Genomic DNA, 15,900 nt, shown 5'->3' with positions numbered 1-15,900 from the left:
GCCCGAGCGTGGGTCGGATAACGCTGCGGGCGTGGCTTGGCACACCCGGCCCCGTACGATGGGGGACGCACGCCTTCCCACTGGGGTCGGTCGTGCCATGCGGCGTCGCCCGCTTCCAGGCAGCAGCAGCAAGGAGAGAACTCCCCACCATGAAGGTTGTCGACAAGGTCCTGCGGATCGGCGAGGGCAAGATCCTCCGCCAGCTCCAGGGCATCGCGAAGATGGTCAACTCCATCGAGGACGACTTCGTCGCCATGTCCGACGAGGAGCTGCGCGGCCAGACCGCGGACTTCAAGCAACGTCACGAGAACGGGGAGTCCCTCGACGCGCTGCTGCCGGAGGCCTTCGCGGTGGTCCGGGAGGCCGCCAAGCGGACCCTGCACCAGCGTCCGTACGACGTGCAGATCATGGGCGGCGCGGCGCTGCACCTGGGCAACATCGCCGAGATGAAGACCGGTGAGGGCAAGACCCTGGTCGGCACGATGCCGACGTACCTGAACGCGCTGTCCGGCAAGGGCGTGCACGTGGTCACGGTGAACGACTACCTGGCCAAGTACCAGGCCGAGTGGATGGGCCGGGTGTACCACTTCCTCGGTCTCGACTACGGCGTGATCCTGCCGGAGATGTCCCCGGCCGAGCGCCGGATCGCCTACAACAAGGACATCACCTACGGCACCAACAACGAGTTCGGCTTCGACTACCTGCGCGACAACATGGCGGGCAGCATCGAGGACTGCGTCCAGCGCGAGCACAACTACGCGATCGTGGACGAGGTGGACTCGATCCTGGTCGACGAGGCCCGGACCCCGCTGATCATCTCCGGCCCGGCCGAGGACTCCCAGCGCTGGTACGTCGAGATGGCCCGGATCGCCAACGTGCTGAAGGCGTGGACCCTGGCCGACGAGGCCGAGCTGAAGCGGAAGAACCCCCGCGTCACGGACCTGGAGATCGACGAGACCAAGCGCCGGGTCGCCGACTACGACGTCGACGAGAAGAAGCGCACGGTCGCGATCCTCGAGCGCGGCATCGAGAAGGTCGAGGACCGGCTCGGCATCGACAACCTGTACGAGTCGGCCAACACCCCGCTGATCAGCTACCTGAACAACGCGCTGAAGGCCAAGGACCTGTTCCACCGGGACAAGGACTACGTGGTCGTCGGTAGCCAGGGCCAGGAAGAGGTCCTGATCGTCGACGAGCACACCGGCCGGACGCTGCACGGCCGCCGCTACAACGAGGGTCTGCACCAGGCGATCGAGGCCAAGGAAGGCGTCGAGATCAAGGAGGAGTACCAGACCCTCGCGACGATCACGCTGCAGAACTACTTCCGCCTCTACTCCAAGCTGGCCGGCATGACCGGTACGGCGATGACCGAGGCGAACGAGTTCTCCAAGGTCTACAAGCTCGGCGTCGTCCCGATCCCGACCAACAAGCCGATGATCCGGGTCGAGGAGCGGGACCTGATCTACCGCACCGAGGACGCCAAGTTCGACGCGGTGGTCAAGGACATCGTCGACGTGCACGCGACCGGGCAGCCGATCCTGGTCGGCACCACGAGCGTGGAGAAGTCCGAGCGGCTGTCCCGGCAGCTGCTCAAGGAGAACATCGCGCACGAGGTGCTGAACGCGAAGCAGCACGCGCGTGAGGCCGCGATCGTCGCCGAGGCCGGCCGTCGCGGCGCGGTCACGGTGGCCACCAACATGGCCGGTCGCGGTACCGACATCATCCTGGGCGGCAACCCGGAGTTCCTGGCCGACAAGGAGTTGCGGGCCCGCGGCCTCGACCCGGCCGAGGACGTCGAGGAGTACGAGGCGGAGTACCCGAACCTGCTCGAGCAGTTCGAGAAGCAGGTGAAGGAGGAGCAGGAGGAGGTCCGCGAACTCGGCGGCCTCTACGTGCTCGGCACCGAGCGGCACGAGTCCCGCCGGATCGACAACCAGCTGCGTGGTCGCGCCGGCCGGCAGGGCGACCCGGGCAAGTCCCGGTTCTACCTGTCGCTCGAGGACGACCTGATGCGGCTGTTCAAGCGCGAGATGGTCGACTGGGCGATGTCGCGCAACAACGACGACACCCAGCCGCTGGAGAACAAGGTCGTCACCAAGGCGATCGCGTCCGCGCAGGGCCAGGTCGAGGCGCAGAACTTCGAGACCCGGAAGAACATCCTCAAGTACGACGACGTGATGAACCGGCAGCGGCACGTCGTGTACGACGAGCGCCGCCGGGTGCTCGAGGGCGCCGACATGCGCGACCAGGTGCAGGACATGCTCGAGGAGACCGTCACCGGGTACGTGCAGGGCGCGACCGCGGACGGGTTCGCCGAGGACTGGGACCTGGACGCGCTGTTCACCGCGATGAAGACGCTGTACCAGACCGAGCTGACCGAAGAGGACCTGATCGAGGAGGCCGGCGGCGAGAAGGCCGGTCTGACCCAGGACTTCCTGGTCGAGCGGTTCATCGAGGACGCGACCGCGGCGTACGAACGGCGCGAGGAGCTGCTCGGCGAGGAGGCGATGCGCGAGCTGGAGCGGCGCGTCGTGCTGAGCGTGCTGGACCGCAAGTGGCGCGAGCACCTCTACGAGATGGACTACCTGCGCGAGGGCATCGGCCTGCGCGCGATGGCGCAGCGCGACCCGCTGGTCGAGTACCAGCGCGAGGGCTACGACATGTTCGCCTCGATGATGGAATCGATCAAGGAAGAGTCGGTCGGCTTCATCTTCAACGTCGAGGTCGACATCGAGGCGATGCGCGCCGAGATGGAGCTGGCCTCCGAGGCGGCGCTGGCCGACGAGGACAACCTGGCCGGCCGCCGGATCGAGGACATCCTCACCCCGGGTGCGCCGGTCGCGGAGTTCCCCGGCCGGTCCGAGGACGGCGACGAGGAGCGGCCCCAGGACACGCCGCGGCCGCGGGACACCCCGCGCCTGCGCGCCAAAGGCCTCAGCACCGAGAGCCGCCCGCAGCGGCTGTCGTACTCGGCGCCGACCATCGACGGTGACGACGAGGTCGCGCGGCACGAGGACGCGGTCGAGGGCGGCAAGCTCGAGTACGCCGGGACTCCGCGCAACGCCGCCTGCCCGTGCGGCTCCGGCAAGAAGTACAAGCGCTGCCACGGCGACCCGCAGTCGGACGTCTACAAGTTCTGAGCAGCACGTGACGAAAGGGCCGGTCCAGGTGGACCGGCCCTTTCGCTGTGCTCAGAGGGTCTTGAGGTCGACGGCGTCGGCCATCACGCGGTAGCCGGCCTCGTTGGGGTGCAGGTGGTCGCCGCTGTCGTACTTCGGCGCGAGCCGGGTCGGGTCGGCCGGGTCGGCGAGAGCCGTCGCGAAGTCGGCGACCGCGTCGAACTCGCCGCTCGTGGTGATCCAGGCGTTGACGGCCGTCCGGAGCTGTGCGCTGCGGGCGGTGTACACCGAGGCGCCGCGGAACGGCGTCAGCGTCACTCCGACTATGCGGATGCCGCGGGCGTGGGCGTCGCGGATCAGCACGCGGTAGCCGGAGATGAGCTGCGCGGGCGTGATCCGGGGATTCGGGGTCGTGCAGGTCGTCGGCGCGATTTCGGGGTACCCGAGGTCGTTGATGCCGATCAGGACGATCGCGGTCGTCGTACCGGGTTCGTCGAGTACGTCGCGGTGGAACCGAGCCAGGCCTCTCTCGCCGTAGCAGGCGGAATCGGTCAGGAGCCGGTTGCCGCCGAGCCCGGCGTTGAGGACCGGTGTCGGACGGCCGGCGGCGGCGAGACGCGCGGCCAGCAGGTCCGGGTACCGCGTCCCGGGTGCCGCGGTGTAGCCGTTCGTGATCGAGTCCCCGAAGGCGACCACCGTGCTCGTTGGGTTCACGTCGACGCCGGCCAGGAAGTACCAGCCGCCGCTCGTCTCGCGGTACGCCGCCCCGCCGTTGGTGAGCTGGTCGCCGGTTGCACGGTACGACGCGCCCGTCGCGCCGAACTCGTGGAAGGTGGCCGGCCCGGTCGGGTGGGCGAAGTACAGTGTGATCGCGAGCCGAGTACCGCTGGTCAGGCCGGGCAGCGTGACTGCGTCGCCAGCAGCCTGTCCGCCTGCGGGAATGGTGACCGAGTCGGCGCCTCCGAACCGCACCGGCCGCACCGACCTAGGCACGACCGTCGCGCCCTTCGCTGCCGTGGCGACGGTGGCACCGGTCAGCTCGAGCGGCCGTACGCCGTACTGGTTGCTGATCCTGATCCGTACGTCGGAGCCGCCCGCACTCAGCCGGATCACCTGGCGCACCGACTGGTTGGCGAACCCCTGCTTCGACCAGTTCTGGTTCGCATTGGGCTGCTGCAGCGCGGTCATCCACGCGGCACTCCACGCTGGTGATGCCGCGGGCAGGGTCTGCCGCGCCGTCGCCGGTGCGAGCGAGGTGTGCGCTGCCATGCCCACCGGCACAGCCAGCACTCCTATGAGCGCACACCAACTCCGCAAGAACCGCACGTCAGCTTCCTTTCGTCACTCTCTCGATGCGCAGGGGTGGGCCGAGGTTGTGATGGGTGATGATGAGCACATGTGGCTGACAGAGACGTTCGGGCTGTCCGTGCCGGTGATCGGTGCGCCGATGGCGAATGTGAGTGGCGGCCGGCTGACCGCGGCGATCTCGGCGGCGGGCGGCCTCGGCATGCTCGGCGCCGGCTCGGCGGTGACGGCCGACTGGATCCGGACCGAGGGCGCGATCGCGGCCGACAGCGGGAAGCCGTACGGGATCGGGCTGATGGCGTGGTCGGTCGAGGAGCACCCGGAACATCTCGAGGCCGTGCTGGAACTCAAGCCGGCCCTGGTTTCGCTCAGCTTCGGCGACTATTCGCCGTACGTCGGGACGCTGCAGGCAGCCGGGATCGTGGTCGCGACCCAGGCCGGGACGGTCGCGGATGCGCGCGAGGCGGTCGACGCGGGTGTGGACGTGATCGTGGCTCGCGGTGCCGAGGCCGGCGGGCATGGGCGGAACGCAGTGGCGACGTTGCCGTTGCTGCAGGCAATCCTCGATCTGACTGACCTGCCTGTGCTCGCGGGCGGCGGCATCTCCGGGGCGCGCGGTCTTGCGGCTGTGATGGCGGCGGGTGCTGCCGGCGGGTGGATCGGGACCGCGTTCCTTACCTGCGTCGAGGCGCAGACCAAGGAATCCGCGCGCCAGGCGATCATCGCTGCCGACGAGACGGCCACTGTGTACGGCACGGTCTTCGACGCGGCGTCGCGAGCCGGCTGGCCGGACGAGTTCGGCGGCCGGGCGCTGCGGAACGCGTACTTCGACCAGTGGGAAGGCCGGGAGGACGCGCTCAAGTCGGACGACGCCGGCCACGCGGAGTACGTCGACGGCAGCAAGACCGCCGACCCCGCCCGCGCATCGATCTACGCGGGCGAGGGGGTCGGGGCGTTGACCGGCGAGCCGACCGCGGCCGAGGTGCTGGCCGGCTTCGCGTCGTACCGCGACTACTTGAGGGCCGCCCTCAGCGACGGGTCCAAGTAGTTGTTGTGGGCAACGACCAGGTCGTTGCACAGGGCCCAGATCTGTTCGACCGGTAGCGTGCCGGCGGTCGCCGGGTCGACCATGACGGCCTGGCGGATCGCGCGCGGGTCCTGGTCGATCGCGGCCCGCACGGTGAGCTCGGCGACATTGAGGTATGAGCGGTTGACGGCGGCGCACTGGGGTGGAAGTTCGCCGACTGCGGTAGGCCGGACGCCCGTGGCGTCGACCAGGCTGGGGACCTCGACGACTGCCCCTGGCTGCAGGTTGGAGATCAGGCCGGTGTTGGGGACGTTGGCGTAGACGGAGCGCGGGGTGCCGGTCACGATGCTGTGGATGATCTGCGGTGCGTACTCCATCGTCGGGTCGACGGTCAACGGCTCGCCGGCCTTAAGTGCGCTGCGGGTTTGTTCGTAGGACGCGAGATTCTCCGCGACGACCTCCAGGTAGGCGCCGATCGGTAGCCGTAGGCGATCGACCTCCGAGGCGTGGCCGAGGTACCACGGGACGTACTCCGAGGAGTGCTCGCTGGTTTCGGTCGGGTAGAACCCGAGCCGGCGGTACATGTCGACGCGGACTCGTCGCAGCAGCTCCGGGTCCGCCGCGATCGCCTCGTCCAGCCGGTCGTACAGGTTCTCGCCGCCGCGTTCGAAACGCAGTACCCAGGACTGGTGGTTCACGCCGGCGGCCAGGTAGGTGACGTCGTCGTACGGCACGCCGACCAGCTCGGACAGGCCCTGCATCGTCCAGTACACCGAGTGGCAGAGGCCGACGACGTTCTTCACCCCGAGTGCCTTGAGGTACCAGACGTTCATCACCATCGGATTGGTGTAGTTCAGCAGCCACGCGTCCGGGCAGACGTCGGCGATGTCGGCCGCGAGCTCGCGCAGTACCGGGAAGGTCCGGAGGGCGCGGAACACGCCGCCGACGCCGAGCGTGTCGCCGATCGTCTGCCGGATCCCGTACCGCGCGGGGATCTCGAAGTCGGTCTTCGTCGCCTCGCTCATCCCGACCTGGACGATGTTGATCACGAAGTCCGCGTTCTCCAGGGCGACCCGCCGCTCCAGATGCGTCGTGATCTGCACCGGCCGGTCCTGAGCGAGGTACGCCGCGGCCGCGGCCGCGGTATCGAGCCGCTCGGGGTCGATGTCGTGCAGAGCGATGTGCAACGGTCCCAGGTCGTCGAACCCGAACAGATCGGCCAGCAGGCCTTGCGTGAACACCACGCTGCCCGCACCGATGAAAGCTATCTTCGTCATGCTGTGGCTTCTTCCCAAGTCGGTTGAGCGGCGGTTCCGCCGGCCGCGCGGGTGGAGAGCGTGCCGCAGGCGGCCGCGATCTGCAGGGCCCGGTCGGGTTTCATGCCGTCGAGTACGGCGGCCACCCAGCCGGCGTCGAAGCTGTCACCGGCGCCGACGGTGTCGACCGTCTCCACCTTCGCCGCCGGTGTCGTGATGACCTTGGAGCCGTTGTGGGCGAGCGCACCCTCCGCGCCGTTCTTCACCACGACGAGCGGACCGCGGCGGGCCAGGATGCCGGCGGCGTCCACCACCGAGTGATGGCCGGTCAGTGCGAGGGCCTCGGCGGCGTTGGGCAGGAAGTAGTCGGTGACACGCAGGATCGGGTCGAGAACCATCCGGTCCCACTTGCCCGCCGGGTCGTCGTTCGGGTCGAGCGAGGTGGTCGCCTTGGCAGCTTTCGCCTCCTTGAACAATCCCGCGAGCCCGGCCGCCAACTCGGGCATCAGGTAGAACGACGCCGCGTGCACGTGCCGCGCCGCGCGTACCATACGGTTTGGTATGTCGTTCGCGGTGACGGCCGGCAGGCAGCCGGCGGAGGTGAGGATCGCGCGATCGTCCCTCGAGGTGAGGATGGTCGTCAGCGGGGTCGGGAGCGACGGATCGGTCGCCAGCGCGGACACGTCGACCCCGCGGCCCGCGAGCGTCGTACGGACGAACTCGCCGGCCGCGTCGTCGCCGACCCGGCCGGCGAACGCGACGTTCAGCCCGAGCCGTGCGGCGCCGCACGCCATGATCGAGGCCGAGCCGCCGAGCACGAGCGAGCCGGAAGGAACCAGCCGTTCCTTCTGGCCGAAGAGGATCGGTTGCGTGACCGGCCCGACCACCACGTCGGGGTTCGCGTCACCGATCACGAGAAGATCGAAAGTCATATCAGCCTTTGAGTCCGGTTGAGGCCAGAGAGCGGATGAACGCCTTCTGGGCAAGGAGGAAACCGAGCAGTACGGGTAGCACGGTGATCACGTTGCCTGCCATCACGGCCGCCCATTGGGTGTGGTGCTGGCCCTGGAACGTGGTCAGGCCGAGCTGCAGCGTGTACGTCGAGTCGCTGTTGATCGCGATCAACGGCCAGGTCAGGTCGTTCCAGGTCGCGAGGAACGTCAGTACGGCGACGGTGCTCAGCGCCGGTCGCGCCAACGGAAGCACGATCGAGATCAGGATCCGCAGCCGTCCGCAGCCGTCGATCCAGGCCGCCTCCTCGAGCTCGCGGGGGAGCGAGACGAAGAACTGCCGGAACAGGAACACCGACAGCGGCGTGACGAGCGACGGCACGATCAGCGCGCCGAGCGTGTCGATCAGCCCGAGCTCCTTCATCACCAGGAACGTCGGGATCATCGTCAGCTGGAACGGGATCACCATCGTGGCCAGCATCAGTCCGAGTACGAGCTTCGACCCGGCGAACCGGATCCGCGCGAACGCGTACCCGCCGAGCGAACCGAGGACCAGGTTCGCCGTCACCGCTACTGCCGAGACGATGAACGAGTTCAGGAACCACCGCGGGAACAGCGCGTTCCCGAGCACGTACCGGTACCCGCCGAGGTTGATCCCGTGCGGCCACAGCGCCGGTGGAAACCGGTTGATCTCCGCGTTGCTCATCACCGAGCTCACCAGCAACCAGACCAGTGGCAAGGCGAAGAGCAACGCCAACGGTGCGAGCACGAAATGCCAGGCCGAGAAAGGCAATCGCTTCATCGGGACGCCACCCTCCGCCGGTAGACCTGCAGGACCACGCCGATCACCAGCAACGCGACCGCCAACGTGTACGCCGCTGCCGCGCTGTAGCCGGCCGTGAACGTCTTGAAGGCCTTCTCCCAGATGAAGTAGACGATCACCGTCGTCGACCCGAGCGGACCGCCCTTCGTGGTCACGAACACCAGATCGAAGACCTGCAACGCGTTGATCGTCTGGAACAGCACCAGGAAGATCGTCACCGGCGTCAACGCGGGCAGCGTCACGTGCCGCAGTACACCCCAGCGCCCGGCGCCGTCGATCCGCGCCGCCTCGACCAGCTCGCTCGAAACGCCTTGCAGGCCGGCCAGATAGACGATCACGCAGAACCCGGTCCCGCTCCACAACGAGATCGCGACCAGCAGATAGAGCGCCTGCCCCGGATCGCTGAAGAACCCCTGGGCCGGCAGTCCGAGCTTGTGCAGCACCGAGTTCGCGACGCCGAACTCCGGATCGAGCACGAACGAGAACAGCACGCCCTGCGCCGCCGCCGACACCACGAACGGCACGAACACCAACGTCCGGTACAGCCCGATGAACGCGATCTTCCGATCCAGCGCGATCGCGATCGCCAACCCCGCGATCACGCTCAACGGCACATACAGAACCGTGTAGATCATCGTGTGCGAGACCGCCGAGCCGAACGCCGGATCCTTCAGCAACGCCTTGTAGTTCGCGAGCCCGACCCACTCGCTCGGCGACACCAGATCGTTGACCTGGAACGACAACAGCAGCGACCACAACACCGGGACGACGCTGAGCCCGAGGATGATCACCACCGACGGGCTGACGAACGCCCACCCGGTCGCGCCCTCGTTCCGGGCGCGCCGTTTCGCGGCCGCCCGGCCCCGTGGGTCGACCGTGAACGTGCCGACCACACTGGCCATCAGTTCGGCACCGCCAGCACCTGGTTGCACTGATCGACAGCCTGCTTCAACGCGTCCGCCGGGCTCAGCTTCCCCAGCAGTACGGCGGCGATCGCCTCACCCAGGTGCTGCGAGATCTGCGGGTACGTCGTGATCGTCGGCCGCACCTTCGCCGTGTCGAGTGCCTTCACGAACACGTCCAGCCCGTTCGTCTCGGCGGAGTGCTTCTTCCACTGCGGCAGGTCGGCGGTGGCCTTGGTGATCGGCAGGCTGCCACCCTTCATGTCCCACTGGATGTCCTGCGCCGGCTCGGCCAGCCAGGCGACGAACTCGGTGGCCGCCTTCACCTTCGCCTTGCCGTTGTCGAAGACCGTCCAGGTGTCCGGCCCGGAGATCGTCAACGGCTTCCCGGAGTACGACGGCAGCGGTACGACGCCGTAGTCGAGGCCGGCGTCCTTCAGCTCCGGGAGCTGCCAGGGGCCGGTGGCAACCATTCCCATCCGGCCGCCGAGGAAGACCTGGTAGAGCTGCTCGCTGCCGGGCTTCGGGTCGACGTACAGCGATTTGTCGGTACGGAGCCGGTCGAGGGTGCCGAGTGCCTGGGCGCCGACCGAGTCGAAGCCGACCTTCTTGCCGTCGCCGCTGACCACATCGCCGCCGAGGTCCCAGATCATCGGCCAGATCCGCCAGACCGTGTCCTCGTCGCCGACACCGGGCCAGCCGGTGCCGAAGATGCCCTTCGCCGGGTTCGTCAGTTGCTTCGACGTGGCGACGAAGTCGTCCCAGGTCCAGCCGTCCTTCGGCGGCTGGACGCCCGCCGCCGCGAACAGCTTCTTGTTGTAGACCACGCAGAGCGAGTCGAGCAGGGCCGGCGCGGCCCGGACCTTGCCCTTCACGCTGACCGCGTCCTTCGCGGCCGGCCAGTAGTCGTCGATCTTCAGGGCGCCGGTCAGGTCGGCGACCTTCGGACTCTTGGTCAGGCTGGCGAGGTCGGACCCGAAGATGTACGCGATGTCCGGGTAGGACCCCGCCGCCAGACCGGCAGTGACCTTCTGCAGCATGCTGTCCGCGGTGACCCCGCCACCGCCCCCGACCACCTTGATCTTCGGATGACTGCTGTTGAACGCGGTGATCAAGGAATCGATCGCGGCCTTGCCGGTGTCGACCTGGCCGTGCCAGAGGTCGAGCGTGACGACACCGTTGGCATCGGCGCCTTCGTCGTCGTTCTTGCCGCAGGCGGCGAGAGAACCGGCGGCGGCTGCGGCGGCCGCGGCCCGGAGGATGTCGCGGCGGGACAGAGTTCGAGCATGCATCAGGGTCTCCAGAGCGATGGAGGAGGGAATTCAGCAGGTCTTACGCACGTATCCGGGCTCACCCGGAGTCGAGACGTCCACGTCGCGCTGCACGATCGTCAACGTCCCGCCGTACTGCGAGCAGGCCGTCGAGCGGCCGCTGTTCGTGTACTCGATCACGATCACGTTGTTGCCGAAGGCATCGACGTAGTCACCGCACTCGTCGTACTGGCCGCACTCCTCGGCGACCGCGAAGTCCAGGCCGACCGCCTGCCGGGAACCGGCCAGCTCGACTGTGTTCTTCTGCGCGATGGCCAGGTTCTTCGAGTGCGCATGGGTGGCGAGCAGGGTCAGGTACGCCTTCGCGTTGGCGGCCGTGAGCAGCTTCTTCGAGCGCGTGTAGCTGTCGTAGTTGTCCGGCTCGATCGCCTGGTACCCCTTGGCCGCACAGCCGTCGATCCAGCCGTTGACCTTGACGGCGATCCGGCTCCGCTTGTCCGCCGTACGGACGTCGAGCAGCGGCTCGCCCCAGTCCTGGTCGATCACGAGCTTGCCCTTGGCGTCGCGGAGCAGCAGGTCGGAGTCCCACTGTCCCTTTTCGCCGGGCTGGACCTGGAAGGCGTTGACGTAGCAGATGTTGTAGAGCCCGGCCGCCGGTGCGGCGGTCCGGTCGCGGGTGACCACCTGGACGCCGGCGGGCGGCGTATAGGCCCCGCCGATCTGGTAGTCGAACTTGGCGTGCGTCGGCGGCAGCGTGACGGCCGCGTCGGCAGAGGTGCGGGTGAGCACGGTTCCTGTGACTGCGAGGGCCGGTGTCAATATGGCCGCCAGACCGGCGAGGAGGCGGCGAGAGAGTCTGGACACGATTTGCTCCATCGGTCCCGGGGACGCGACCCCGCCTCGGGCCTCACCTGAACCCTGGCGCCGGAAAACCGGACTTGAGGCCATCGGCCTGCTACCGGCTGGGTGCGTCACTGCCGAACAGTCAATCGCTGCCGCCACTGCCCGTCAAGCGATCAGGTGCAAACGAGTGCGCGGAACTGCCCGGAGATTGCGGTACTGCGCAGTGACCGAGATCTTGACAGGCGTGGTTTTAACCGGTTTAGATGCTAGTTAAACCGGTTTAAATGGAGGATCGAGTGAGTAAGCGCCCGACGATCGCGGATGTGGCCCGGCGGGCCGGCGTGTCCAAGGGCTCGGTGTCGTTCGCGCTCAACGGGCGGCCCGGGCTGGCGCAGGCGACCGTCGACAAGATCCTCGCGGCCGCCGACGAGCTCGGCTGGCGGCCGAGCAACCGGGCCCGTTCGCTGTCGGTCTCGAAGGCGTTCGCGCTCGGCCTGGTCATCACCCGGGACCCGGCCGTGCTGTCGTCGGACCCGTTCTTCCCGGCGTTCATCGCCGGCGTCGAGAGCGTTCTGTCCACGCGTGGTCAAGCGCTGGTCCTGCAGGTCGTCACGGCCGGCGAGTCCGAGGAGGACGGGTACCGGCGGCTCGCGCGGGACGGGCGGGTCGACGGCGTGTTCCTGTCCGACCTCCGGCACGACGATCCGCGGATCGACCTGCTCGTCGAGCTCGGTCTGCCTGCAGTCACCCTGAACCGGCCGGACGGCGAGTCGCCGTTCCCCGCGGTCATCCTGGACGACCGGCCCGGGACGCGCGCCGTCGTCGAGCACCTGGTCGAGCTCGGTCACACGCGGATCGCCCAGGTCGCCGGGCCGCCCGCCTTCGTGCACGCGACCGCGCGGACCACCGCCTTCGTCGAGACCCTGGCCGCTGCCGGGCTCGAGCCGTTGACCGAGACCGGTGACTTCACCGCCGCGGGCGGGATCGAGGCCACGCGCCGGCTGCTCGCGCTCCCGGAGCCGCCGACCGCGATCTTCTATGCCAACGACCGGATGGCGATCGCCGGTCTCGGCGCTGCCCAGGCAGCCGGCCTGACCGTTCCGGACGACCTGAGCATCGCCGGCTTCGACGACAGCGAACTCGCCGAGTACGTCCATCCCGGCCTGACCACGGTCCGCGCCGACCCGTTCCGCTTCGGCGAGGCGGCGGCCCTGACCCTCAACCAGCTCGTCGACGGTGCGGACGACGTACCCGACACCGAGCTCCCGCCCGCGCAGCTCGTCGTCCGCGGCTCCACCGCATCACCCGCGGCTCCATCCCGCGCTTAGTGCCCTTGGTAGTCCCCGCGTAGTCCCCCCAAGTAGTCCCCCACGTAGTCCCCTGCGTTGCCCCTGGAGGAAACATGAAGTTGCAAGCTGGACTGCTGGCCGTCGTCCTGGCCGGCTCGCTCGTCGCGTGCGGCGGCAGCGGCGGTGGCACTGGTGATGCCGACGCCGCGGCCAAGGCGCGTGGGCCGATCACGATCTGGTATTCGAACAATGCCGAGGAAGTGGCCTGGGGCAAGCAGATGGTCGCGGCCTGGAACGCCGAGCACGCCGACCAGAAGATCACCGCGCAGGAGATCCCGACCGGTAAGAGCTCCGAAGAGGTCATCGGCGCCGCGATCACCGCCGGGAACGCGCCGTGCCTGATCTTCAACACCTCACCGGCGTCGGTGTCACAGTTCCAGAAACAAGGCGGCCTGGTCGCGCTGGACTCCTTCCCTGACGGCAAGTCCTACATCGAGGACCGCTCCGGCGACGTCGCCCAGCAGTACAAGTCCACCGACGGCAAGTACTACCAGCTGCCCTGGAAGTCGAACCCGGTGATGATCTTCTACAACAAGAAAACCTTCGCCAAGGCCGGCATCACCACCCCGGCGCTGAGCACCTACGACGACTTCCTGGCCACCTCCCGCAAGATCGTCGCCTCCAAGGCCGCCAAGGTCGCGATCTACCCCGCCCCGAGCAACGAGTTCTACCAGTCCTGGTTCGACTACTACCCGCTGTATGCCGCCCAGACCGGCGGCAAGCAACTCATCGAGGACGGCAAGGCCACCTTCGCCTCCGACGACGGCAAGAAGGTCGCACAGTTCTGGCGCACCATGTACCAAGACAAACTCGCCTCCCCGGAGAAATACACCGGCGACGCCTTCGTCGACGGCACCGCCGCAATGGCCGTGGTCGGCCCCTGGGCCATCGCCACCTACAAAGGCAAGGTCGACTGGGGCGTCGTCCCCGTCCCCACCGCCGACGGCAAACCCGCCACCGACATCCACACCTTCTCCGACGCCAAGAACGTCGCCATGTACTCCGCCTGCAAGAACCGCGGCACCGCCTGGGACGTCCTCAAGTTCGCCACCAGCAAGGACCAGGACGCCAAATTCCTCGCCGCCACCGGCCAGATGCCACTCCGCAAAGACGTCGCCACCACCTACGCCGACTACTTCACCACCAACCCCGACTACAAAATCTTCGCCGACCAGGCCTCCCGCACCGTCGAGGTCCCCAACGTCCCCAACTCCATCACCATCTGGCAAACCTTCCGCGACGCCTACTCCAAATCGGTCATCTTCGGCCAACAAGACCCCGGTCAGGCACTGGACGAGGCCGCACAGAAGGTCGATCAACTCGCCAAACAATCATGAGGCGCGGCTTCTTCGGCCGGGTTCTCGGTGAGCATCCGGCCGGGAGCGCGTTCGTTACGCCGTACGTCGTGTTTCTGGCTGCGGTGTTCGCGTATCCGCTCGGGTTTGCCGTGTACATGTCGTTCCACGACTACTTCTTCGCGGCGCCGGGTGCGATCGTGGACCGCCCGTTCGTGGGGTTCGACAACTACGTGACGGTGTTGACGGATCCCGCCGTACAGCGGGCGTTCGTCAACGTGGTGATCTTCCTGGTCATCAACGTCCCGCTCACCGTCGTACTGTCGCTGGGGCTGGCCAACGCGCTCAACGCGGCGATCCGCTGGCGCACGTTCTTCCGGGTCTCGTACTACGTCCCGTACGTGACGGCGAGCGTCGCAGTGGTCGGCGTGTGGCTGTTCTTGTTCAACTCCAACGGTCTGGTCAACTCGATCCTCGGGCCGCTCGCGCCTGATCCGTCGTGGTTGGTGAACTCGAAGCTCGCTATGCCGACGGTCGCCATCTACGTCACCTGGAAACAGCTCGGTTTCTTCATCCTGCTCTACCTGGCCGCGCTGCAGAACGTGTCGAAGGACCTCTACGAAGCAGCCTCGATGGATGGCGCCGGGCGATGGAAGTCGTTCCTCAATGTCACCGTGCCAGGCGTACGGCCGGCGACGACGCTGGTGGTGCTGGTTGCCACGGTGACGGGCGCGAACCTGTTCACCGAGCCCTACCTGCTGACCGGAGGCGGCGGACCGGACGGAGCTTCCGCATCGCCGGTCCTGATCATGTACCAGCGCGGCATCGAACAAGGCAACCCGGACGTCGGATCGGCGATCGGGGTTCTACTCGTGATCGGCGTGCTGTTGCTCGCTCTGATCGAACGACGGCTTGTCGGGAGGGAGGAGGACTGATGAAGGGCAAGTTCATAGCGCTGCTCGCAGGTGCCTTCGTGTTCCTGTTTCCCTTCTACTACATGCTGATCGGCTCGTTGCAGGCTGAGCCGGACCCGTCGGTCAGCGGCGCGTTTCCCAACCCCGGCAACCTGACCGGTCACAACTACAGCGAGATCAACAAGTCGATTCACCTCGGCCGGTCCTTGATCAACTCCGGCATCTTCACCGGTGGCGTGATCCTCGGGACGCTCGTCTTCGGCGTGCTGGCCGGTTATGCCCTGGCGCGGTTGCAGTTCCGCGGTCGTGGGCTGGTGTTCAACCTGATGCTGCTCATCCAGGTCGTACCGTTCCAGCTGCTGACGATTCCCTTGTATGTGTTGATCGTCCGCAGCTACGGGCTCGCCGATTCTTACCTCGGCATGATCCTGCCGTTCCTGATCAACTCGACCGCGGTGTTCGTGTTCCGCCAGTACTTCCTGCAACTGCCGGCCGAGCTCTTCGACGCGGCCCGGATCGACGGCGCCTCCGAGCTGAGCATCTTGTGGCGCGTCGCTGTACCACTCGTGCGACCGGCGCTGCTGACCGGCGTACTGCTCACGTTCATCGGGCCGTGGAACGAGTTCCTCTGGCCGTTCCTGATCACCAAGCAGCAGAACCTGCAGCCGTTGGCGGTCTCGCTGTCCAACTACCTGACCACCGTGTCGGCGCGGGCGGCCAACCCGTTCGGTGCGGTGCTGGCCGGGGCCTGTGTGCTGGCCGCGCCGGCGGTCACCTTGTTCATCATCTTCCAGCGCCGGTTCATCTCGACGAACCTGTCGTCCGGCGTCAAAGGCTAATTCCTGA

13 protein-coding genes are annotated in these 15,900 nt (G+C 67.5%); 6 read left to right on the top strand and 7 right to left on the bottom strand.

From position 1 onward, the window contains the following. Positions 1-149 precede the first annotated feature (149 nt). Positions 150-3,140: a preprotein translocase subunit SecA gene (gene secA, locus ABT313_RS04400; protein WP_350848557.1), complete on the top strand. Its 2,991-nt coding sequence runs from the start codon at positions 150-152 to the stop codon at positions 3,138-3,140. A gap of 51 nt (positions 3,141-3,191) precedes the next feature. On the opposite strand, the gene ABT313_RS04395 is transcribed toward secA, so the two are convergent. Next, positions 3,192-4,445: an SGNH/GDSL hydrolase family protein gene (locus ABT313_RS04395; protein ID WP_350848555.1), complete on the bottom strand. Its 1,254-nt coding sequence runs from the start codon at positions 4,443-4,445 to the stop codon at positions 3,192-3,194. Between the two features lie 70 nt (positions 4,446-4,515). Between ABT313_RS04395 and ABT313_RS04390 the strand changes: the two genes are divergently transcribed. Then, positions 4,516-5,472: an NAD(P)H-dependent flavin oxidoreductase gene (locus tag ABT313_RS04390; protein WP_350848553.1), complete on the top strand. Its 957-nt coding sequence runs from the start codon at positions 4,516-4,518 to the stop codon at positions 5,470-5,472. Here the strand turns inward: ABT313_RS04390 and ABT313_RS04385 are convergent. Genes ABT313_RS04385 through ABT313_RS04360 form a run of 6 tightly spaced genes read right to left on the bottom strand, consistent with a single transcriptional unit; the run spans position 5,436 to position 11,517 of the window. After that, positions 5,436-6,728: an alpha-glucosidase/alpha-galactosidase gene (locus ABT313_RS04385; RefSeq protein ID WP_350848551.1), complete on the bottom strand. Its 1,293-nt coding sequence runs from the start codon at positions 6,726-6,728 to the stop codon at positions 5,436-5,438. The genes ABT313_RS04390 and ABT313_RS04385 overlap by 37 nt on opposite strands. Next, positions 6,725-7,639 (bottom strand): carbohydrate kinase family protein, encoded by a 915-nt coding sequence (locus ABT313_RS04380; protein WP_350848549.1) that lies wholly within the window; start codon positions 7,637-7,639, stop codon positions 6,725-6,727. Before ABT313_RS04380 ends, ABT313_RS04385 begins: the two co-directional genes overlap by 4 nt. Before the next feature lies 1 nt (position 7,640). Continuing rightward, positions 7,641-8,459: a carbohydrate ABC transporter permease gene (locus ABT313_RS04375; RefSeq protein ID WP_350848547.1), complete on the bottom strand. Its 819-nt coding sequence runs from the start codon at positions 8,457-8,459 to the stop codon at positions 7,641-7,643. Continuing rightward, positions 8,456-9,382 carry a carbohydrate ABC transporter permease gene (locus ABT313_RS04370; RefSeq protein ID WP_350848545.1) on the bottom strand — a complete coding sequence of 309 codons (927 nt, stop codon included), beginning with the start codon at positions 9,380-9,382 and terminating at the stop codon, positions 8,456-8,458. The genes ABT313_RS04375 and ABT313_RS04370 overlap by 4 nt, the downstream gene beginning before the upstream one ends. After that, entirely contained in the window at positions 9,382-10,674 is a 1,293-nt protein-coding gene (locus ABT313_RS04365) for an ABC transporter substrate-binding protein (RefSeq protein ID WP_350848542.1), read from the bottom strand. Before ABT313_RS04365 ends, ABT313_RS04370 begins: the two co-directional genes overlap by 1 nt. Before the next feature lie 30 nt (positions 10,675-10,704). Then, positions 10,705-11,517 carry an endo alpha-1,4 polygalactosaminidase gene (locus ABT313_RS04360; RefSeq protein WP_350848540.1) on the bottom strand — a complete coding sequence of 271 codons (813 nt, stop codon included), beginning with the start codon at positions 11,515-11,517 and terminating at the stop codon, positions 10,705-10,707. 275 nt (positions 11,518-11,792) lie between these two features. On the opposite strand from ABT313_RS04360, the gene ABT313_RS04355 reads away from it, so the two are divergent. The 4 genes from ABT313_RS04355 to ABT313_RS04340 all read left to right on the top strand — a co-directional run bounded on the left by ABT313_RS04355 (position 11,793) and on the right by ABT313_RS04340 (position 15,893). Beyond that, complete coding sequence (locus ABT313_RS04355) at positions 11,793-12,824, top strand: LacI family DNA-binding transcriptional regulator (protein ID WP_350848537.1); 1,032 nt, start codon at positions 11,793-11,795, stop codon at positions 12,822-12,824. 74 nt (positions 12,825-12,898) lie between these two features. After that, complete coding sequence (locus ABT313_RS04350) at positions 12,899-14,182, top strand: extracellular solute-binding protein (protein ID WP_350848532.1); 1,284 nt, start codon at positions 12,899-12,901, stop codon at positions 14,180-14,182. Further along, the gene (locus ABT313_RS04345) at positions 14,179-15,075 is read left to right on the top strand and encodes a carbohydrate ABC transporter permease (RefSeq protein WP_350848530.1); all 897 of its coding nucleotides are present in this window, start codon (positions 14,179-14,181) and stop codon (positions 15,073-15,075) included. The genes ABT313_RS04350 and ABT313_RS04345 overlap by 4 nt, the downstream gene beginning before the upstream one ends. After that, positions 15,075-15,893 (top strand): carbohydrate ABC transporter permease, encoded by an 819-nt coding sequence (locus tag ABT313_RS04340; protein WP_350848528.1) that lies wholly within the window; start codon positions 15,075-15,077, stop codon positions 15,891-15,893. Before ABT313_RS04345 ends, ABT313_RS04340 begins: the two co-directional genes overlap by 1 nt. Positions 15,894-15,900 lie beyond the last annotated feature (7 nt).

Source organism: Kribbella sp. NPDC000426, assembly GCF_040300265.1.
GTDB lineage: Bacteria > Actinomycetota > Actinomycetes > Propionibacteriales > Kribbellaceae > Kribbella.
The sequence above is the reverse complement of the archived record's forward strand: the minus strand, read 5'-3'. Positions and strand labels throughout refer to the sequence as shown.